16 protein-coding genes are annotated in these 20,130 nt (G+C 72.8%); 6 read left to right on the top strand and 10 right to left on the bottom strand.

The genetic code is table 11. The features are described 5' to 3' along the window. The first annotated feature begins 7 nt into the window (after window positions 1–7). On the top strand, window positions 8–1,645 hold the full coding sequence (locus BSZ37_RS06960) for an aspartate:alanine exchanger family transporter (protein ID WP_095512330.1): 1,638 nt from the start codon (window positions 8–10) through the stop codon (window positions 1,643–1,645). 76 nt (window positions 1,646–1,721) lie between these two features. Here BSZ37_RS06960 and BSZ37_RS06955 read toward each other — a convergent pair whose 3' ends face one another. From BSZ37_RS06955 to BSZ37_RS06935, 5 genes are all read right to left on the bottom strand, one after another. Then, a complete protein-coding gene (locus BSZ37_RS06955; RefSeq protein WP_095509853.1) occupies window positions 1,722–3,608 on the bottom strand; it encodes a heavy metal translocating P-type ATPase in 1,887 nt (628 codons plus the stop codon). 153 nt (window positions 3,609–3,761) lie between these two features. Next, window positions 3,762–4,346, bottom strand: coding sequence for a hypothetical protein (locus BSZ37_RS06950; protein WP_095509852.1), 585 nt, complete (start codon window positions 4,344–4,346; stop codon window positions 3,762–3,764). Window positions 4,347–4,432: 86 nt separating this feature from the next. After that, window positions 4,433–5,845, bottom strand: a complete 1,413-nt coding sequence (locus BSZ37_RS06945; protein WP_095509851.1) for a phosphoglucomutase/phosphomannomutase family protein — start codon at window positions 5,843–5,845, stop codon at window positions 4,433–4,435. 187 nt (window positions 5,846–6,032) lie between these two features. Beyond that, window positions 6,033–7,706 (bottom strand): energy-dependent translational throttle protein EttA, encoded by a 1,674-nt coding sequence (gene ettA / locus BSZ37_RS06940; RefSeq protein ID WP_095509850.1) that lies wholly within the window; start codon window positions 7,704–7,706, stop codon window positions 6,033–6,035. 162 nt (window positions 7,707–7,868) lie between these two features. Further along, window positions 7,869–8,273, bottom strand: a complete 405-nt coding sequence (locus BSZ37_RS06935; protein WP_095509849.1) for a TerB family tellurite resistance protein — start codon at window positions 8,271–8,273, stop codon at window positions 7,869–7,871. Window positions 8,274–8,736: 463 nt separating this feature from the next. Here BSZ37_RS06935 and BSZ37_RS06930 point away from each other — a divergent pair, with 463 nt between their 5' ends. Both BSZ37_RS06930 and BSZ37_RS06925 read left to right on the top strand, forming a co-directional pair. Then, window positions 8,737–9,384: a DsbA family oxidoreductase gene (locus tag BSZ37_RS06930; protein WP_095509848.1), complete on the top strand. Its 648-nt coding sequence runs from the start codon at window positions 8,737–8,739 to the stop codon at window positions 9,382–9,384. A gap of 63 nt (window positions 9,385–9,447) precedes the next feature. Beyond that, window positions 9,448–10,422: a mechanosensitive ion channel family protein gene (locus BSZ37_RS06925; protein ID WP_095509847.1), complete on the top strand. Its 975-nt coding sequence runs from the start codon at window positions 9,448–9,450 to the stop codon at window positions 10,420–10,422. Between the two features lie 106 nt (window positions 10,423–10,528). Here BSZ37_RS06925 and BSZ37_RS06920 read toward each other — a convergent pair whose 3' ends face one another. The 5 genes from BSZ37_RS06920 to BSZ37_RS06900 form a co-directional block, all read right to left on the bottom strand. Then, entirely contained in the window at window positions 10,529–10,804 is a 276-nt protein-coding gene (locus tag BSZ37_RS06920; RefSeq protein WP_095509846.1) for a hypothetical protein, read from the bottom strand. Between the two features lie 126 nt (window positions 10,805–10,930). Next, entirely contained in the window at window positions 10,931–12,097 is a 1,167-nt protein-coding gene (locus tag BSZ37_RS06915) for an ArsA family ATPase (protein WP_095509845.1), read from the bottom strand. Between the two features lie 98 nt (window positions 12,098–12,195). Continuing rightward, window positions 12,196–14,778: a transglycosylase domain-containing protein gene (locus BSZ37_RS06910; RefSeq protein ID WP_179299508.1), complete on the bottom strand. Its 2,583-nt coding sequence runs from the start codon at window positions 14,776–14,778 to the stop codon at window positions 12,196–12,198. Between the two features lie 220 nt (window positions 14,779–14,998). Continuing rightward, window positions 14,999–16,990 carry a YfbK domain-containing protein gene (locus BSZ37_RS06905; RefSeq protein WP_095509843.1) on the bottom strand — a complete coding sequence of 664 codons (1,992 nt, stop codon included), beginning with the start codon at window positions 16,988–16,990 and terminating at the stop codon, window positions 14,999–15,001. Between the two features lie 257 nt (window positions 16,991–17,247). Beyond that, entirely contained in the window at window positions 17,248–18,147 is a 900-nt protein-coding gene (locus BSZ37_RS06900) for a cell division protein FtsX (protein ID WP_095509842.1), read from the bottom strand. A gap of 129 nt (window positions 18,148–18,276) precedes the next feature. Here BSZ37_RS06900 and BSZ37_RS06895 point away from each other — a divergent pair, with 129 nt between their 5' ends. From BSZ37_RS06895 to BSZ37_RS06885, 3 genes are read left to right on the top strand one after another with little or no spacing between them, the layout of a single operon-like run. Then, entirely contained in the window at window positions 18,277–19,053 is a 777-nt protein-coding gene (locus tag BSZ37_RS06895; protein ID WP_095509841.1) for a hypothetical protein, read from the top strand. Window positions 19,054–19,063: 10 nt separating this feature from the next. Then, window positions 19,064–19,555 (top strand): hypothetical protein, encoded by a 492-nt coding sequence (locus tag BSZ37_RS06890; protein WP_095509840.1) that lies wholly within the window; start codon window positions 19,064–19,066, stop codon window positions 19,553–19,555. Further along, window positions 19,552–20,034 (top strand): hypothetical protein, encoded by a 483-nt coding sequence (locus BSZ37_RS06885; protein WP_095509839.1) that lies wholly within the window; start codon window positions 19,552–19,554, stop codon window positions 20,032–20,034. Before BSZ37_RS06890 ends, BSZ37_RS06885 begins: the two co-directional genes overlap by 4 nt. Window positions 20,035–20,130 lie beyond the last annotated feature (96 nt).

Here is a 20,130-nt window from a genome sequence, read left to right as displayed (position 1 = left end):
TGCCCCGATGGTCGCCCTGCTCACGGAGAGCCCGGTCCTGCTCCTCGTCGTCGTCGCGGCGCTGGGCTACGTGCTCGGGCGGATCCGTGTGTTGGGGACGCGGCTGGGCGTGGCGGCCGTCCTTTTCGCCGGCCTCGGCGTTGGCGCGCTCGACCCCGCGCTCGCGCTCCCGGAGTTCACCGTCGCGCTCGGCCTCGTCCTGTTCGTCTACACGATCGGGCTGAGCAGCGGGCCCGGGTTCTTCGCGTCGTTCCGGCGGAAGGGCGTCCGCGACAACGTGCTGGCGGTCGGCGTGCTGCTCGGGGGGGCCGGGCTGGCGGCCGCGCTCGCCGTGGCGCTGGACCTGCCCGCGGCCGTCGCGACGGGGATGTACACCGGCGCCACGACCAACACGCCGGCCCTCGCGGCCGTGCTCGACTACGTCGCGTCGTACGTCCCGCCCGACGTCGCCGCGCGGATCGCGGACGAGCCGGTCGTGGGCTACTCCCTCGCCTACCCCGTCGGCGTCGTCGGATCGATCGTGGCGATCGCCGTGGCGCAGCGGGCCTGGCGGATCGACTATGCCGCCGAGGCGGCCCGGGTCCGCGGCCACGAGTCGATCCCGGAGGCCGTCGACCGGCGGACGGTCCGCGTGACGCGGCCGGAGGCGACGGAGCCGAGCGTCGGCGAGCTGGCCGACCGCTACGGCGGGGCCGTCCGGTTCGGGCGCGTCCAGCGGGAGGGCCAGCGGCTCCCGGCGCCCGGCGACCACCTCCGCGAGGGCGACCTCGTCAGCGTCGTCGGCGCGCCCGACGCGCTCGACCGCGTCGCCGCCGACCTCGGCGCCGAGGACGGCGCGCCCCTCGTCGTCGACCGCGGGCAGGTCGACTACCGCCGCGTGTTTGTGTCGTCGCACGAGGTGGCCGGCCGACGGATCGGCGACCTCGGCCTGATGGACCGGTTCGGCGCCGTCGTCACGCGCGTCCGCCGCGGCGACGTCGAGTGGCTGGCCCGCGACGACACCGTGCTCGAGCCCGGCGACCGCGTCCGGGTCGTCGCGCCGACGGCCGCGCTCCCCGCGGTGAGCCGCTTTTTCGGCGACTCGTACAAAGCGCTGAGTGAGATCGACCTCCTCACGTTCAGCCTCGGGTTGGCGGCCGGGCTCCTCGTCGGGCTCGTCCCGGTCCCCCTCCCCGGGGGCCTCACGTTCCGGCTGGGCCTGGCCGGCGGGCCGCTCGTGGTGGGCCTCGTGCTCGGGACGCTCGGGCGGACCGGCCCGCTCGTGTGGCACCTTCCGTACAGCGGCAACCTCGTGCTCCGCCAGTTCGGGCTCGTCCTGTTCTTCGCCGGCATCGGCACGCGGTCGGGCCACACGTTCCTGACGACGCTGACCGAGACCGGCGGGGCGGCCATCGTCGCCGCAGGCGCCGCCGTCACGTTCGCCAGCGCCGTCGCCGCGCTGTGGATCGGGCGGAAGGTGCTCCGGATGCCGATGGGCCTGCTCATCGGGATCGTGGCCGGCATCCAGTCGCAGCCGGCCGTGCTGAGCTACGCCCTCGACCAGAGCGGCGACGACCTCCCGAACGTGGGCTACACGACCGTCTTCCCGGTCGCGATCATCCTCAAGATCCTCCTGGCCCAGATCCTGCTGGCGTCGCTCCTCTAGCCCGGTCGGTCCGCCTCGGTCGGTCCGCCTCGGTCGGTCTCTCGCCCGGACCGGCAGCGCCCCGAGGCGGGCGGACTCAGCGCCGGTCGCGGGCGCCGAGAAGGCGGAGGCCGTTGAGCGACACGAGGACGGTGCTCCCCTCGTGCCCGACGACCGCCAGCGGGAGCGCGAGCCCGACGCCGAGGATCGTCACGACCATCACGACGATGGCGCCGAGCGAGATCGCGATGTTGACCGCCAGCGTCCGGCGCGTCCGGCGGCTCAGGCGGAGGAGGTACGGGATCTTGCCGAGGTCGTCGCCCATGAGGACCACGTCGGCCGTCTCGAGCGCGACGTCGGTGCCGCCGCCGCCCATGGCGATGCCGAGCGTCGCCGCCGCCAGCGCCGGCGCGTCGTTGACGCCGTCGCCCACCATCGCCACGCCGCCCCACCGCGCCTCCAGTTCGCGGATGAGTTCGACCTTCGCCTCCGGCAAGAGATCGGCATAGACCGCGTCGACGCCGGCCTCGCGGCCCACGGCCTCGGCGACGGCGGCCGTGTCGCCGGTGAGGACCACGACGTGCTCGACGCCGGCCGCCCGGAGGCGGCGGACCGTCTCGGCGGCCGTCGGCCGGAGGATGTCGGCGAAGGCCATCACGCCGAGCGCGCGCTCGCCCGCGGCGTCCGCCTCCGTCACGACGACGGCCGTCCGCGCCATTCCGCGGAGCCGGTCGACCTCGGCGAGCGCGGCGTCGAGGCCGGCGACCTCGCGCCCGTCGACGTGCTGCGGGTTGCCGATCCGCACGACCCGCCCGCCGATGCTCGCCCCCACGCCGCGGCCGGCGGTGGCTTCGAACGCGGCCGCCTCCTCCACGTCCAGCCCGCGCGCCTCGGCCTCGCGGACCGTCGCCCGCGCGAGGTGGTGCTCGCTCCGCGCTTGCACGGACGCCGCGAGGGCCACGAGGCCGTCGTCGGTGAGGCCCTCTGCCAGAGGCACCACGTCGGTCAGGCGCGTCTGCCCGGCCGTCAGGGTGCCCGTCTTGTCGAACGCGACGGCGCGGACGCCCGCGGCCTCCTCGACGGTCGCGCCGCCCTTGAAGAGGACGCCGCTCCGGGCCGCCGCGGCGATCGCGCTGAGGACGGCGGCCGGCGTCGAGATGACGAGCGCGCACGGGCTGGCGGCCACCATCAGCGTCATGGCGCGGTAGAACGTCGGCCGGAACGGGGCGCCCCAGCCGAGGAGCGGGAGCGCGATGGCGACGAGCGTCATCCCGATCACGGCGAGCGCGTACGGCTGCTCGAACCGGTCGATGAGCCGCTGCGTCTCGGCCTTCCGCGACTGCGCGTCCTCGACGAGCGCGATCACGCGCGCGATGGCGCTCTCCCCCGCCGGCTTCGTCACGCGGACGTCGAGCGCGCCGCCGCCGACGGTCGTCCCGCCGAACACCTCGTCGCCGGCGCCCTTCGGCACCGGCACGCTCTCGCCCGTCAGCGAGGCCTGGTCGACTTCGCTCTGGCCCTCGACCACGACGCCGTCGAGCGGGACCCGGTCGCCGGGCCGGACGCGAAACACGTCGCCGACCGCGACCGCCTCGACGGGCGTCTCGACCCACTCGCCGTCGCGCTGGACGAGCGCGGCGTCGGGTCGGAGCTCCATGAGCGCGCCGATGGCCCGCCGGCTCCGCCCGATGGCGACGTGCTGGAGCACGTTCGAGAGCGAGAACAGGAAGAGGAGCATCGCCCCCTCGAAGGGCGCCCCGATCGCGAGCGCGCCGAGCGCCGCGAGGACCATGAGCAGGTCGATGTCGACCGACCGCTCGCGGAGCGACTCGAGCCCGGCCCGGAGCCCGAACCACCCGCCGAAGGCGTACGCCACCGCGTAGCCCGCGGCGCTGGCGACGGCCGCGCCCTGCCACTCGGCCCAGAGCCCGCCCACCAGTCCGGCCAGCGCGAGGCCGGCGAACACGGCCTCGACTCGCCACATCGACGCGTCACCCGAGGCGGACGGGGCCGAGGTCAGGGGGACAGTGGCGGCGGACACGGTGGGGCGGGTGCAGTCCGGCAGACTACGGCCCAGGCCTGACAGGGTGCCGTCACGCACGGCCTTCTATCCCCGCCCCCTCGCGCCGAGGAGCACTCAGTTCCAGATCGCGTCCTCGTTCCCGAACGCGTCGGTGTGGACGGCGTGGAACTCGCCGCTCACCTCGACGGCCGCCTCCGAGGCGGCGAACCCGTCGCCCAACTCGACGGCCCGCATCGAGAACGAGCCCCGCGCGTGCGTCGCGTCGACCTCATCGAACGTGATCGTGCCTTCGCCGGTGTAGTAGAACCCGCTCCGCCCGATCTGGCCGGAGACGTACTCCGCCGGGTCGATGTAGACGCCGATGAACATGCCCTCCGGCGGGTCGCCGCTCGGGTTCACCGCCGCGAGGTCGTAGCTCCCCACGCTCACCGACGCGCCGTCGTAGGCGAACCCCACCACCGGCGCCGTGATCGAGGCGAGCGACCCCACGGGCCGCGTGCCGAGCACCATCGCCACCGTCGCCCCCGTCGTCGCGCTCACGTAGGACCCGAAGTGGGCCTCCGTGCGGACCACGGGCTCCCCGTCACCGACCTGGACCGAGAACGTGTTCGCGACGAGCGGCCCGTCTTGGGGCGCCGAGCTGTCGCAGGCGGCGAGCGCGAGGAGGAGGGCGAGCGCCGTCGGGGGGAGCGAGCGCATCGGCGGGCGTGTGGTGGAGAGGGCGAACGTCGTCACGGCGCGCGCCGCGCGCCGCCCAAACGGGCCGACCGGTCGCGGGCCGGCGCTCAGCCGTCGCCCTCGACGAACCGGACGCCCCAGGCCACGAGCGCGTCGGCCGCCTCCTGGCTGGGCGCCTCGGAGTAGATGCGGAGGACCGGCTCCGTGCCGGAGGCCCGGAACATGAGCCAGCCGTCCGCCACGCGGAACTTGAACCCGTCGAGCGTCTCGGTCGCCGTGACCGGCTGCCCGTCGACCTCGGCGAGGCCGTCGGCCTGGAGGTGCTGCAGCACGGCCTGCTTTCGGTCCTCGGTCGTGTGGAGGTCCTGGCGCGACTGGTAGTGCGGACCGAACTCGTCCATCAGTTCGCGGACGAGGCCCGAGAGCGTCCGCTCGCGCTTGACCATCATCTCGACGACGGTCATGCCGATGAACAGGCCGTCGCGCTCGGGGATGTGGCCCTTGATGGCCATCCCGCCCGACTCCTCGCCGCCGACGAGCACGTCGCCCTCGACGATCTTCGGGCCGATGTACTTGAACCCGATGGGCGTCGTCGTGACGTCGAGGCCGTAGGTCTCGCCCATCCGGTCGAGCATGTCGGTCGTCGAGAACGTCTTGACGATGTCGCCCCTGAGCCCTTTCTCCTCGTGGAGGTACTTGACGAGGAGCGCGAGGATCTTGTGCGAGTCGACGAACTGGCCCTCCTCGTCGACGAGTCCGATCCGGTCGGCGTCACCGTCGGTGGCGAGGCCGATCCCGCAGTTCTCGGCCGTCACGGTCTCGAGGAGGCCCTCCAGGTTCCGCTCGATGGGCTCGGGCGCCTGGCCGTGCATCCCGGGGTTGAGCTCGTGGTGGAGCTCCTCGACGCGCGGCTTCCCCAGCAGCTCGGTCACGACACCTTGGCCGGCGCCGTACATCGCGTCGTAGGCCACGCGCGTGGCGGCCTCCTTGATGGCGTCGAGGTCGAGCCGCTGGCGCAGGAGGTCGACGTAGCCGGCCTGGAGGTCGAACGTCTCGATGAGCCCGTCGGCCACGAGGGCGTCGTAGGGCCTGAGCGTGAACCGGCCCTTGAGCGCGGCCAGCTCGGCCTCGACCTCTCGGATCATGGCCGGCGTGGCCGGCCCGCCGAAGTGGCCCTTGATCTTGAACCCGTTGTACTCGGGCGGGTTGTGGCTGGCCGTGATGACGATGCCGGCCGTCGCGCCGCGGTCGTTTGTGGCCCAGCTCACGGCCGGCGTCGTCGCGAACGCCTCGGCGAGGTGGACGTGGACGCCCGCGCTGGCGAACACGCACGCGACGTGCCGCGCGAAGGCTGGGCCCTGGAACCGCGTGTCGTGTCCCACCACCACGGACCCGTCCCCGGCGTCCTGCTTCTGGACCCAGGCCGCCGTCGCGCGCGCCACGCGGGTCAGGTTGTCGAAGGTGTAGTCCTCGGCGATGACGGCGCGCCAGCCGTCCGTGCCGAACGTGATCTCGCTCATGGGGAGGGGCGGGTGAGAGCGTGCCCGGGGGCGGCGCCGAAGCTACGGAGCACTCCCGAACCGGGGCCTGGGGAATCTCTGGTCCCCCGCTGCCGGGTGCGTGTCAGAGGGACGACGGGGGCACAAGTGAGGGGGGACGTGTGAGGCGCAATGACTCTTCACCCCTCACTCATCCGCCCCTCATGCGCTACGCCCGGGTCAGGCGACGGTGCGGGCCCGTGGGCTCGTCCGGGTCGATGCCGAGGCGGGCCTTCCGGTCCTCGGCGTACTCGGAGTAGTTGCCGGGGTAGAACACCACCTCGCCGTCGCCCTCGAAGGCGAGCGTGTGCGTCGCGACGCGGTCGAGGAACCAGCGGTCGTGGCTGATGACGACGGCGCAGCCGCCGAAGCTCAGGAGCGCCTCCTCGAGGGCCCGCAGCGTGTTGACGTCGAGGTCGTTCGTCGGCTCGTCGAGGAGGAGCACGTTCGCGCCCTCCTTCAGCGTCACGGCCAGCTGGAGCCGGCCGCGCTCGCCGCCCGACAGCGTCCCGACCTTCTTCTGCTGGTCGGCCCCGCCGAAGTTGAACCGGCCGACGTAGGCGCGGCTGTTGACCTCGCGGTTGCCGAGCTGGATAAAGTCGGCGCCGCCGGAGATGACCTCCCAGACCGTCTTGTCCGGGTCGAGGTCGCGGACCTGGTTGACGTAGCCGAGCTGGACCGTCTCGCCGACGCGGAAGGCACCGTCGTCGGGGTCCTCCTCGCCCGTAATCATGCGGAAGAGCGTCGTCTTGCCGGCGCCGTTCGGCCCCACGACGCCGACGATGCCGCCGGGCGGGAGGCTGAACGTGAGGTCCTCGACGAGCGTCCGCCCGTCGTAGCCCTTGTCGACCCCTTCCGCCTCGACGACGACGTTGCCGAGGCGGGGGCCCGGCGGGATGTAGATCTCGAGCTCGTCGCGACGCTCGTTGTCGAGACCGGCCTGGAGCTCCTCGTACCGCGCGATCCGCGCCTTCGACTTGGTCCGCTGGCCCTTGGCGTTCTGGCGGACCCACTCGAGCTCCTGGTGGATCGTCTTCTGGCGCTTCGAGGCCTCCTTCTCCTCCTGCGCGAGACGGGCCTCCTTCTGCTCGAGCCAACTCGTGTAGTTGCCCTCGAACGGGATCCCCTTGCCGCGGTCGAGCTCGAGGATCCAGCCGGCCACGTTGTCGAGGAAGTACCGGTCGTGCGTCACGGCGATGACCGTGCCCTCGTAGCCGGCGAGGTGCTGCTCGAGCCACGCGACGGACTGCGCGTCGAGGTGGTTCGTCGGCTCGTCGAGCAGGAGCACGTCGGGCGCCTGGAGGAGGAGCCGCACGAGCGCGACGCGGCGCTTCTCACCACCGGACAGCGGCCCGATCGGCGAGTCCCCGGGCGGGCAGTGGAGCGCGTCCATGGCCTGCTGGAGCCGCGCGTCGACGTCCCAGGCGCCGAGCCGGTCGATGTCCTCCTGGACCTTCCCCTGCTCGGCGATGAGCGCGTCGAAGTCGGCGTCGGGCTCGGCGAAGGCGGCCGAGATCTCCTCGTACCGCTTGAGGAGGCCGACGGCCTCAGCCATCCCCTCCTCGACGACCTCCTTGACGGTCCGCGAGGGGTCGCCGAGGTCGGGCTCCTGCTCGAGCAGGCCGATCGTGAGGTCCGGCTGCTTCTGGATCTCGCCGTCGTGACTCGGGTCCTTGCCCGCGATGATGCGGAGCAGGGTCGACTTGCCGGCCCCGTTCAGACCGAGGACGCCGATCTTGGCGCCGTAGTAGAACGAGAGGTAGATGTTGTCGAGGATCTTCTTGCCCGTCGGCAGGGTCTTGCCGACGCCGAGCATGGAGAAGATGATTTTCTGGTCGCTCACGGGGTCGCAGAGGGTGGACCGGCGAAGCTAGATGGGCCTCGTTATCCACGCGGTGGATAACCCGTGGACACCGGCCGCAAAGGCGCCGGGCCGGTCCACCTCGGCACCGAGGCGGAGGGGGCCGGGCCGCCGGTCGCGGCGCTCTCGCCGCCCGGCCGCGCCCTACGAGCCGACGGCGCTCCCGAGGTGCTCGGCCTCCTCGACCAGCTCTTGATGCCGGCGGGCCCAGTCGAGCGCCGCCTCGAACGTCCCGGCATCGACCTGGAGCCCGGCGGCGACGGACCGGATGGCCGCGATCTCACGCAGGTGGAGTTGGCCGTCGGCGTAGGCCATGAGGAGGAGGTCGAGCAAGACGACCACACGCGACCGCTCGGTCCCGAACAGGAGGTTCAGGTCGCCGACGCCGCTCGGGGCGCCGGCCAGTTCGGTCGCGACGCCGGCCTCGACGTAAAGCCGGTCGAGCCGCTCGACCTCCTGGATCGCCAGCCGGTTGTCGGCGTCGATGACCTGGCGGGCGAGGACCAGGAAGGCGCGGCGCTGCTCGGGGCTCAGCTCGTGGATGAACATGGGTCGGAAAGAGAGTCGGCCAAGCTAACGGGCGGGAGGCACCATCCGCTCCCGATGATAGAATGGTTACGGGAGGCCTGGAGGGAGCTGTCGCGGGCGGGGCGTCCCGCCCGTCGAACGCGCGGCGCTTGCAGTTGAGCCTTGGCCTCCCCTGAGCCGTGGCCTCCCCACCGTGTCATCCCGAGCGAACGTGAGGGATCCGTGTCGGCCGAACGGCTCGCACGTCGCGAGCGGAGCGCGCGAGTCCGGCGAGATCCTTGGCTGCGCCGTCGCTTCGCGGTCTCTCCGCCGCTACGCGGCTCCGCCCAGGAGGACACGGTGGGACCTCCGAGCCAACCGATCGCGCGGGGCCTGCGGTTCGGCCCCGTTCCCGGCCTCGGCGTCGAGGCGGAGGCATCGGACCGCACGACGAACTCCGCCGACGCGGCACGGTACGTTCGGGGTCTCCCGCTTCCTCGACCCCATGACGCTCGACGTATTCGCCGACATCGCCTGCCCGTGGTGCTACATCGGGGAGGCCCACCTCGCCGAGGCGCTCCGCCAGCGGCCCGGGCTCGGCATCGAGCGCCGGTGGCGGCCGTTCCAGCTCCAGCCCGACCTGCCGCCCCAGGGCCAGCCCCGGGAGTTCTTCCACCGGAAGTTCGGCGGCCCGGAGCGGACCGAGGCCGCGTTCGCCCACACCGCGCAGGCCGGCGAGGCCGCGGGGCTCCGGTTCGATTTTTCCCAGCTGGCCGGCGCGCCCAACACCACCGACGCGCACCGCCTCATCCTCCTGGCCGGCACCTACGACCGGACGTGGGAGACCGTCGACGCCCTGTTCGAGGGCTACTTCGCCGACGGCCGCGACCTCAACGACGCCGGGGACCTCGTCGCCATCGCCGAGCACGCCGGAGTCCCGGGCGCCGACGCCCGCGCGCTCCTCGACGACGACCGCTACGCCGCCGACGTCCGCCGGAGCCAGACGGTCGCGCAGCGGGCGGGGATCGGGGGCGTCCCGCTGTACCTGTTCGGCGAGCAGTTCGCGCTCTCGGGCGCCCAGCCCGTCGAGGCGTTCGTCCAGGCGCTCGACCGCGCCGCCGAGGCGGACGTGTCGGACACGTCCGACGCCTGACTCGCCCGGCGAACCGCGCACGAGGCGGCTCGTAGCTACCCCCGCCCCCACAGATCGCGCCGCATGCAGACCGATACGACCGTCGTCGCCGTCGACACGACCGCCCAGACCGTAGGCGCCGCCGCCAGCGGCGCGCTCGGGACGCTCCGCGAGTGGCTGGACGGGTTCTTCGAGCTCCTCCCGAACCTCGTCCTCGCCGTCCTCATCGTCATCGCGGCCGCGTTCGTGGCCCGGCTCGTCCGGAACGTCGTCGCGAGCGTGCTCCACCGGGCGGCCGACCGGGCGCCGCAGACGAAGAACGTCGTCGAGCTGTTGGCGACGATCGTCTACATCGCCGTGCTCGCGGCCGGGACGTTCATCGCGCTCAGCGTGCTCAAGCTCGACGGCGTGGTGACGACGCTCCTCGCCGGCGCCGGCGTCGTGGGGCTGGCCCTCGGCTTCGCGTTCCAGGACATCGCCTCGAACTTTATCGCGGGCATCCTGATGGCGATCCGGAACCCGTTCCTCGTGGGCGAGATCATCGAGACGAACGGGTTCACGGGGACCGTCCGCGAGATCTCGCTCCGGTCGACGGTCCTCGACACGTTCCAGGGCCAGAAGGTCATCCTCCCGAACGCGAAGGTGTTCGGCGACCCGATCGTGAACTACTCGGCTCGGGGCGAGCGGCGCGTCGACCTCGCGTGCGGGGTCGGCTACGGCGACGACCTCGGGCACGCCCAGCGCGTGGCCGTCGCGGCCGTCGAGGGGCTCGAGATGCGGAAGGACGGCAAGCCCGTCCAGCTCTACTACACCGAGTTCGGCGACTCGTCGATCAACTTCGTCGTCCGCTTCTGGGTCGACTTCATGCGGCAGACGGACTTCCTGGAGGCCCAGAGCGAGGCCATCAAGGCCGTCAAGGCCGCGTTCGACGGCCACGGCGTGACGATCCCGTTCCCGATCCGGACGCTCGACTTCGACCCCAACGGCGGCGTCGACCTCCGGGCGGTGCTCAAGGGCTCCGGCGGGGAGCTGACGGCCGGAGGCGCGGACGGCGAGTAGCCCGACGCACCCCGCCTCGGCACCGAGGCGGGCACGCCCGTCCCGCGGGACGGATCAACTGGCTGCCCCGTCTAGCGAGCGGTTGGCTGCGCCGCCCTCGCTCCGCTCAGTTCCAGGGCAGCTCGACGACGACGTCCTCGTGGAGCGCCGCGCGGACGTAGCCCAGAAGGGCGTGCCGGCCCGGCCCGTAGCGGTAGATCCGGTCGACGTCCGTCTTCATGCGGACGCGGCAGACCGGCAGGCCGGGGATGACGACGACGCCGTCGACCAGGGCCCGGCCCGCCTCGTCCTCGGTCGTCGTGATGCGCACGAACTCGTTGGTCGGGTCCGAGAACCCGAGCCCGTCGTAGTCGGGCGGAAGCGGAGGATTCGAGAGGGCCATGTCGCAGGGTTGGGGAGCCTTATCCCCTATCGGCCCATTCGTCGGCATCGTTAAACGGGCGGAACGGAAACCTACGGTCACGCGGCCAACCGCCAATCGGGGGATGACACGAGATCCGGGGATCTCCTACGCCTCGGGCACGAACCGGGCGCGGAGCCAGCCGTCCGCGACGCGCGCCTCGGCCAAACGGTAGTAGGCTAGGAATGCGGGCAGCGTGACGTTGCGTCGCTGGTTCGCGATCTGGACCACGAGGTCGTCCCCGAACTGCTCGGCCTCCACGTCGCCGGGGTCGGCGCCGGGCACGCGGAGCGCGACGGTGTAGACCTCGCCCTCGTTCTCGACCTTGTAAGACGGCTCGGCGTGGTAGACGGCCGCCGGGTCGCGGCCCTCGTACATCCCCTCGGCGACCTGCTCCAGCAGCTCGAGTCCGAACACCTCGCGCCCGAGGTGGGGCACGGTCAGGACCGGGAGCGGGTGGAACGAGCGGTGGATCTCGTCGAGGTAGCCGGCCTGCGCCTCGACGTACTTCGCCATGACGCCGCCCGCCTCGTCCTCCGGGATCACGCGGTTCACCACCGCCGCGTCGACGCCGTAGCCGTAGAGCTGGAGGTAGGTGTAGGCCCGCTTGGCCTCCTGGATCACCATCCGCTCCGGGTTCATCACGAGGCGGGCCGACGTGACCTCAGGGTCCTGCAAGATCTCCTGCACGTCGCCGAGCTTCCCGAAGAGCCGGTCGAGCTCCTCGTAGCCCTTGTCGAGCGGGACGCCCGTCGTCTTGCGGACGGCGAAGCCGACGGTCTTGATGGCCGTCTTCTGGAGCGGGAACGCCTTCTGGAGCCACCACTGCGTGACCTGGGGGAGCGTGAGGAGCGTCAGCGTCTCGCCCGTCGGCGCGGCGTCGAGGACGATCACGTCGTAGTCGCCGGAGCGGACGAACTCGTCGAGCCACAGGAGCGCGCTCCCCTCGCCCATCCCGGGCAGCGCGGCGAGCTCCTCGGCCGCGATGGCGTCGGCGCCCTGAAAGCGGAGGACGGCGCGGACCAGCTCGCGCATGTTGCCCCAGTACTTCCGCATGGAGTAGTACAGGTCGACCTCCATGGCGTCGAGCTTCGGAGCGAGCTCGCGGGGCTCGGGCCCGAGCGGCCGGTCGACGGCGTCGGCGAGCGAGTGGGCGGGGTCGGTCGAGAGGACGAGCGTGCGCTGGCCGCGGCTGGCGCAGGCGAGGGCCGTGGCCGCGGCGCACGTCGTCTTCCCGACGCCGCCCTTGCCGGTGAAGAGGAGGACGCGGGGCATGGGGTGGGGCGTGAAGGGAGACGGGTGAAGGGCGGGCCGCCTGGAAGCGTTCCGCCTTGCCGACACTTCACCTCCCCCGCCTCGGCGCCGAGGCGGGCCTAGCCGTCCCCGTCGCGGCGGCGGGCCTCCTCGATCATCTCCTCGGCCGTCATGCCGCCGCGGTTGTTTCGGTTGCGGACCTCCGGGTCCGGCGTCGGCGGGGCGTCCCGTGGGATCATGACGGGCTCGCCCGACTGGCCGCCGCGCGGGGCGGACGGGGGGGGCGTCCTTGGGATCGGGGCCCGGCGGGGCGCGTCGGTCCGCTGGCGCTCGTCGCTCCGCTGGCCGTTGCCGTCCCAGCCGATCCGGCGCGTGGCGGGGGGCGGCTGGCGGAGGTCGGGGCGGTCCTCCATCGGCCGCTCGACGTCGGGGACGTCCACCTCGACCGGGTCGTAGGGGTCCTCGCCGTAGGCCCACTCGTAGTCCTCGGCCGTAAGGTCGGCCACGTCGGCCTCATCGATGAGGAGCGAGTCCCCGTCGGCGTCGAAGTCGAGGTCGGCGTAGCGGCCGGGCGGCGGCGGGAACGCCACGTTCGGGAGGCGGTCCTGGACGCGCAGGAGGAAGTCGCCGACGACGGGCAGCGCCGTCCGCGAGCCCTCGCCGGTCTGCTTCGACCGGAACGTGACCCGCTGGTCGTTGAACCCGACCCAGGCGCCGACCGCCAGCCCGGGCCGCATGGCGATGAACCAGCCGTCGGCGTACTCCTGCGTGGTGCCGGTCTTGCCGGCGAGGTCGCCGGTCACGCCCATCTCGCGGAGCGGGCGCCCGGTCCCGCGGTCGATGACGCCGCGGAGCATGTCGAGGAGGTTGCGCGCGTCGCGGCGCGTGAGCGCCTGCCGGCCCACGCCGCCGAACGTGTCGAGGACCGTGCCCGACGCCGTCTCGACGCGCGTGATGAGCTTCGGCTCGCGGCGGAGCCCGTCGTTGGCGATCGTGGCGTAGGCCGAGACCATCTCGAGGAGCGTGACCGGGCTCGTGCCCAGGCCGATCGACGGGACCACGTCGAGGTCGCTCTCGACGCCCATCCGCTGGGCCACGAGCGCCACGCGGTGCGGCCCGATTTCCTGCGTGAGCCGGGCCGTCGCGGCGTTCTTGGAGTAGGCGAGCGCGTCGGCGAGCGTGCCCTCCGACCAGCCGCCGGCCGGGGTCCACGTCGTGCCGTCGTCGAGCTCCACCTCGGCAGCGCCGCCGTCGATCTCGTCTTCGGGGCCGTAGCCACGCTGGAGCGCGCCGGCGAACACGAACGCCTTGAACGTCGAGCCGGGCTGGCGGAGCGCCACGCCCGCGTGGTCGTACTCGTCGACGCGGAAGTCTCGGGAGCCAACGTAGGCGCGGACGGCGCCGGTCTCGGGCTGGATCGCCACGAGCGACGCCTCGACGCGGCGGACCGTCTGGGCCACGGAATCCCACAGCGCGGCGTCGGCGCGGACCTCGGCGAGCGCCTCGGACTCGCTCATCCCGCCGTCGACGGCCTGGGCGTAGGCCGTCGTCTTGCGGAACGCGGCGTCGAGCGCGGCGCGGGGGACGCGGCGGCCCCACTGGCCGTCGGCGGTCCGCTGGAGCCGGCCGGCGCGGGCGGCGACGGCGGCCTCGGCCTCCCGCTGCATCGTCAGGTCGAGCGTCGTGCGGACGACGAGCCCGTCCCGGTCGACGTCGTAGCCACGCGCCGTGGCCCACGCGTCGAGCTCGCGGCGGACGGCGGCCGTGAAGTGGGGCGCGGCGCTGTAGGTCGAGGGCTGCGGCTGGAGGTCGATGTCCAGGCCCTCGGCCTGGTACGCCGCCGCCTCCTCCTGACCGAGAACGCCCTGCTCGGCCATCAGCCGAAGCACGAGGTTCCGGCGGTCCGTCGCCGCCTCGGGGTGGCGGACCGGGTTGAACTGGTTCGGCCCCTTCAGCATCGCCACCAGCATGGCCGACTGGGGCACGGTCAGGTCGGGCGCGTGCGAGGCGAAGTAGGTCCGCGCCGCGAGCTCGACGCCGTGCGCGTTGTAGAGGAACGGGACCGTGTTGAGGTAGGCCTCGAGGATCTCGCGCTTGGTGTGGTCGCGTTCGATGGCGCGCGCCGCGAGGGCCTCCTTCGTCTTCCGCTCGATGGTCCCGGCGTTGCCGATCTCGTCCGGGAAGAGGTTCCGCGCGAGCTGCTGCGTAATGGTCGAGCCGCCCTGGCGGGCGCCCTTGAGCGTGTTCCAGATGGCCCCGACGGTCCGCTGGTAGTCGATGCCGCCGTGACCGTAGAAGTCGCGGTCCTCAGTCGCGATGAGCGCGTCGACGAGGTGGGTCGGGATGGAGTCGAGCGGGACCCACTCGCGGAACTCGGGCTCGAACTGCGTGATCCGCTCGCCGCGGACGTCGACGACGACGGTCGGCTGCGACTGCGTGGCACGGGCGAGGGCGTAGGCGTCCGGCGTCTCCGGCAGGAGCGACCACGCGTAGACGGCGAACGCCGCCACGCCGAGCACCAATCCCCCCAGGCCGATCCCAAACGGAACGCCGAGGCCCACGAACAGCCGGCGTCCCCACGACGCCTCGTCGTCGGTCACGGCCCGCCAGTAGCGCTTGAAGGGGTTCCGCGTGGGCTCCTCGACGGGCGCCGAGGGCGACCACGAGCGGGCGGGGCGGGCGACGTTGGGCGTCAGGGCCACGGGGGAGGTGGGAGGACCAGGGAGAGGCATGAACGCGCCAGATCCAAACGCGTGCCATTACGAGCTCGCGTGTGCCGTCCGTCGCCGCCGCGTTCCGGCTTGCGCCGGTATTCGGCCCCTCCACCTGCTGGCGCGTCGCCGAGGCGGGCCACCTCGGCGGTGCCGTGGGCCGGGTCGGCAACGGTCGGGGCACACGGCGGCGCGCCCCGACCCGACATCATCAGTCCCCCAGCGCGACGGGCCGATCGCGCTGGGCGGCCTCGGTCTGCTGGAGCGCCTGGGCCGTCTCCATCATGCGGACGAACTCGGCGCGGTCGCCGTGGGGGTCACCGCCGCGGGCGCCGCGGGCGAGGGCGAGCGCCTGCTCCCACGACGCGCCGGGCGCGTACTCGCTCTGGCGGAGGAGCAACGCCGCTTCGGCCACGGCCGTCGCCCAGCGCGTGGCCTCCGAGGCCCGCGCGATCGGCCGGAAGCCGGCCCCGTCGACGGAGACCGCGAGGCGGACGGACTCGTCGGCGAACGTGCCGGCGCCGGTGGCCGGCTTGTAGCGGAGGGCGACGGTCATCAGCTCGCCGCTCCGGGCCGCGCTCGTGAGCGACGGCGCCGTCTGGTAGCGGAGCCCGTCGACGCCGGCCGTCGGCACCTCGACGCCCACCGGGACGACCTCGTAGAGCGCCGTGACCGTGTGGCCCGCGCCGAGCTCGCCGGCGTCCTTCTGGTCGTCGTTGAAGTCCTCCGCCGCCAGCATCCGGTTCTCGTAGCCGACGAGCCGGTAGCCCGCGACCTCGGCCGGGTTGAACTCGACCTGGATCTTGACGTCCTTCGCGATGGCGAACAGCGTTCCGCCGAACTCGCGGACGAACACGCGCTCGGCCTCGCGGATCGAGTCGATGTAGGCGTAGTTGCCGTTCCCGTGGTCGGCGAGCGTCTCCATCTTCGAGTCCTGGAGGTTGCCCGTGCCGAACCCGAGGACGGACAAAAAGACGCCCGACTCGCGCTCCTCCTCGATCAGCCGCTGCATCTCGGCGTCGGACGAGACGCCCACGTTGAAGTCGCCGTCGGTGGCGAGGATCACGCGGTTCGTCGCGCGGGGGTCGAAGTGCTCGCGGGCCGTGGCGTAGGCGAGGCGGAGGCCCTCGGCGCCGGCCGTCGAGCCGCCGGCCTGGAGCCGGTCGATGGCGTCGAGGATCTCGGCCTTCTCCGTCCCGTCGGTCGACGGGAGGACGAGGCCCGAGGCGCCGGCGTAGACGACGATCGCCACGCGGTCCTCCGGCCGCATCTCGCGGACGAGGAGCCGGAACGCGCGCTGGAGGAGCGGGAGCTTGTCGGGCGCCTGCATCGAGCCCGAGACGTCGAGGAGGAAGACGAGGTTGGCCGGCGGGAGGTCCTCGGTGTCGATCCGCCGCCCCTGGAGCCCGATCCGGACGAGCCGGTGGGCCGGCGCCCACGGCGCCTCGGTCACCTCGGTGTGGACGGCGAACGGGTGGCGGTCCTGCTCGCCCGGCCCGTCGAGCGCGTAGTCGAAGGCGTTGACGAACTCCTCGACGCGGACGGCGTCGACGGGCGGGAGCCGGTCGTCGGTGAGGAACCGGCGCGTGTTGGCGTAGCTGGCCCGGTCGACATCGATGGAGAATGTCGAGAGCGGCGCGTCGGTGGCCGTCTTGAACCCGACCTCGTCGATGGGCGCGTAGCCCTCGCGGTCGGTCGGTGGTGGCTGGAGCCCGCCGCCGGTCGTCGACTGGCGCTGCATGTAGAACTGGCCGCTCGCGGCCGGCGGCGCCGCGGGAGCGGCCGGCGGCGGCGCGATCCCCGCCGTCCGTCCGCGGACTGAGATCGCATCCTGCTCCATCATCGGCCGCTCGTACTCGACGACGACCTCGCCCACCTCGACAGCCGCGAGGGCCACGTCGAGCGCGACCTGGGCGCCGTCCTCCACCCGCACCTGCCGCTCGACGCGCGCGTAGCCGGCGTGCGACACGACGACGCGGTGCGTCCCGGCCGGCACGTTGGCGAGGCGGAACCGGCCAGCCTCGTCCGTCGCAGCGCCGAGGCCGAGGAACGGGATCGCGACGTGGGCTCCGACGAGCGGGTCGCCGGTCTCGGTGTCGGTGATGGTGCCGGCGATGGTGCCGACGGGCTCCACGGGACGTGGGACGGCGAACGCGAGGGCGGAAAGGGCGAGGGCGGCGAACGCCAGAGAGCGGAGGGCCATGACAAGTCGGGCGAATGGGGGGAGGCAACGTCCTGATCGTGCGAGACGTACCTCGGCGGGCGTGATGCACCATCCAGACACCCGTGGGCCGCGTTCGTCGCCCGGTTCGTCACATGGGCATCACGAGACGAGCGATCCGTCCCGTCTGATTCCGCGTCCCACCGCCTCGCTGGCGGTCGTCCACGGCGCCGCGAACCAGCGCCCTCTGCCCGCTCCTGTTTCCCAATTCCCCGTTCCCGGGCGGGCGCAGCGAACCCCTAGCTCAGGCTCACCTGCCGGATGAACCGCCGGACGGCCACGCTCGACGCGATGAAGCCCAGCACGAGCCCGAGGACGATGAGGGCGGCGACGGCCAGCAGCGGCGTCCCGCCCGGCCAGTCCACGACCGCGCGGCTCGCGTCGGCGGAGCGGATGAAGCGGAGGAACAGGCCGTAGAGCCCCCACAGCACGATGCCGGCCACGACGCCCGCCGCGAGCCCCTGGATCACGCCCTCGATGAGGAAGGGCCGCCGGATGAACGCGTTCGTCGCCCCGACCAGCTTCATCGTCCGGATCAGCATCCGCCGCGCGTAGATCGACAGGCGGACCGTGTTGCCGACGAGGAGCAGCGCCGCGAGCACGACGAGGAGGGCGACGGCCAGCCCGACGCTCGAGAACGTCCGGACGTTGCGCTCGACGGCCTCGACCGAGGCCCGGTCGTAGGCCACGTCGTCGACGGCGGTCCACCCCGCGACGACCTCGGCGAAGGCCTCGAGCGAGTCGGGCGAGGCCGCGTCGCCGCCGAGGCGGACGCGGTAGCTGGCCGGGAGGAACTGGGCGTCGTCGTAGAGGTCGGCCTCCTCGCCGAACGCCTCGCGGAAGATCTCGGCCGCCTCCTCGTGCGAGACGTACCGCACCGAGTCGACGCCGGCCACGCTCCGGAGCCGGTCGCCCACGCGGGCCGACGCCTCGGCCGTCGCGTCGTCGTCGAGGAAGATCTCGACCTCGGAGGCACGCTGGCGGAGCAGCTCGGCGACCTGCTGGCCCTGCCACCCGAGCAGGACGAACAGGCCGATGAGGACGAGCGCGATGGCGAGCGCGACGACGCTCGTCGCCGCGGCCAGCTTGGCGCGCCGGAAGCCGGCGAGCCCTTCGCGGAGCGTGTAGGAGAGGGCCACGGGGGTGTCGGGGGGAGACGCCGCAAACTAGCGCGCGCGAGCCTTCTCTCCCACCGGCGCCCTCCCCGGCAGAGGGGACGCGCCGCCGTTTCGGTGCCGGCGACCTTCCGGCCGTCCGCCCCCTCCCCCATGCGCCTCCGACCCCTCGCCCTCCTTCTGCTGGCCGCCTCCGCCTCGGCGCAGCCGTCGGGCCTCTACCTCACCGGCGCCTTCTCGAGGACACAGTTCGACGGCGACCGCCTCGCGCTCCTCGGCGAGACCTACAGCGACGTCTTCTCGACCGTACTCGACGCGCCCGTCGACTTCCTGCCCGGCGAGCACACGCACCCGGCCCTCGGGGCGGCGGTCCGGATCGGGGGCGGCGGCCTCGGCGCCGGGTTCGCCTACCAAGTCGGCCGCGCGACGTCCGACGAGGCGTCGGCGTTCTCGAACGGACGCGGCAACCGCGTCCAAGCGCGGACGCTCGACCACGTCGTCACGATCGACCTGACGGGCCAACTCGGACCGCTCGTGGTCGGCGGATCGTTCGGCGGGATGTTTCGCGGGGTCCGCGTCGAGGTCGCCACGACGTACCCGGACGGGTCAGAGAGCCTCGGCTCGGAGTTCGTCTTCAACGGCGTCTACACGGCGTCGTCGACCTACTTCGAGGTCGGCGTGCTGGGGGGGCTTGCCGTCGGCGACCGCGTGTTCGTCCCGGTCCGCCTCCTGTTCCCCGTCGAGACGTTCGGGGAGGACCGGCTGCCGGCCACCGACTTCGACGCCAGCCGCAACGGGAAGACCTACCTCCCGCGCGACTTCGGCCGCTACCTCGCCGACCCCAACGGCCTCGACGACGGCGCGGCCGTCTCCGACCGCGACTACGTCGGCCTGCGCCTGCAGGTCGGCGTCGAGCTACGCCTCTTCTGACCCCACGTCGATGTCTCCGCTCTCGGGCCGCCCCCTCGTCGTCGCGCTCGCCGTCCTTCTCCTCGCCGGCTGCGACACGTTCACGACGACCGGCTCCGGCGGCGCCGCGCTCATGTCTCGCCTCGACGGGGTCTGGACGCGAACCGTCACCACCGAACGCGTCCGCTCCGATGGATCCGTCACCGCCGAGGGCACGCCGCGCGTCGACGCCTACGAGGTCGGACGGGTGATCGAGTGCAACCGGACCACCATCGAGAACGCCGGGGAGGACGACCGCGTCGCGGTCGCCTACGACCCGGCCAATCCGCGGGGCTTCCGCGACTGCTCGGTGATCACGGCCGACGGCGACGCGAGCCGCCTCATCTTCATCGGCGAGGGCGCAAACATCGTCGACGACGTGGTGGCGACGATTGAGGAGGACAGCGCCAGCCGACAGGTCTGGGCCTTCTACGCCTTCGACGGCGCCGACGCCGTCCGCACGCTTTGGACCCTGACCCGATGACCCGGCTCCCCCTCCTCATCCTCGCCGCGCTTGTCCTCGGCGGCTGCGACTACCTCTACGACGACTGCCTCTACGACGACGTCGGCTGCGACCTGCCCGGCGATTGGCAACTCGTGTCGCGGAATGGCGAGGCCGCCAGCGGGCGGTGGGAGATCGCCGCAGGCTTTGTGGACCGGAGCGGCTACGGCGTCCTCGCGACGGGCAACAGCCAGTTCCCCGAGATGCGCGGCGCGTTCGGAAGCGACTACTCGCTCGACCCGGACGACCCGCAGGGCTTCGACGTCAAGCTGTGGTCGATGTCGGTCGCCGAGGGGACCGTCTACGTCGACCTCTACGGCCGGGTCGAGAGCCTGGAGGGCGACCGGATGGTCTACCTCGTCCAGCGCGCCGACGCCAAGCTCGTGTTCAACGGCGGCGGCTCGAACGGGCTCTCGTTCCCGCTCCTCGCCTCCGGCACGCGCCTGACGTTCGAGCGCTGACCCCGCCCGCCTCGGCGGGGCGCCCGAGGCGGACGGAGCCGGCTCGCGGCGGGTACAAAAAGAGAGCGCCCGACGGAAACCCGTCGGACGCTCGGT

The sequence above is a fragment of the Rubrivirga marina genome (assembly GCF_002283365.1).
Classification (GTDB): Bacteria; Bacteroidota; Rhodothermia; order Rhodothermales; family Rubricoccaceae; genus Rubrivirga; species Rubrivirga marina.
This window is presented reverse-complemented; position numbering and strand designations above follow the sequence as displayed.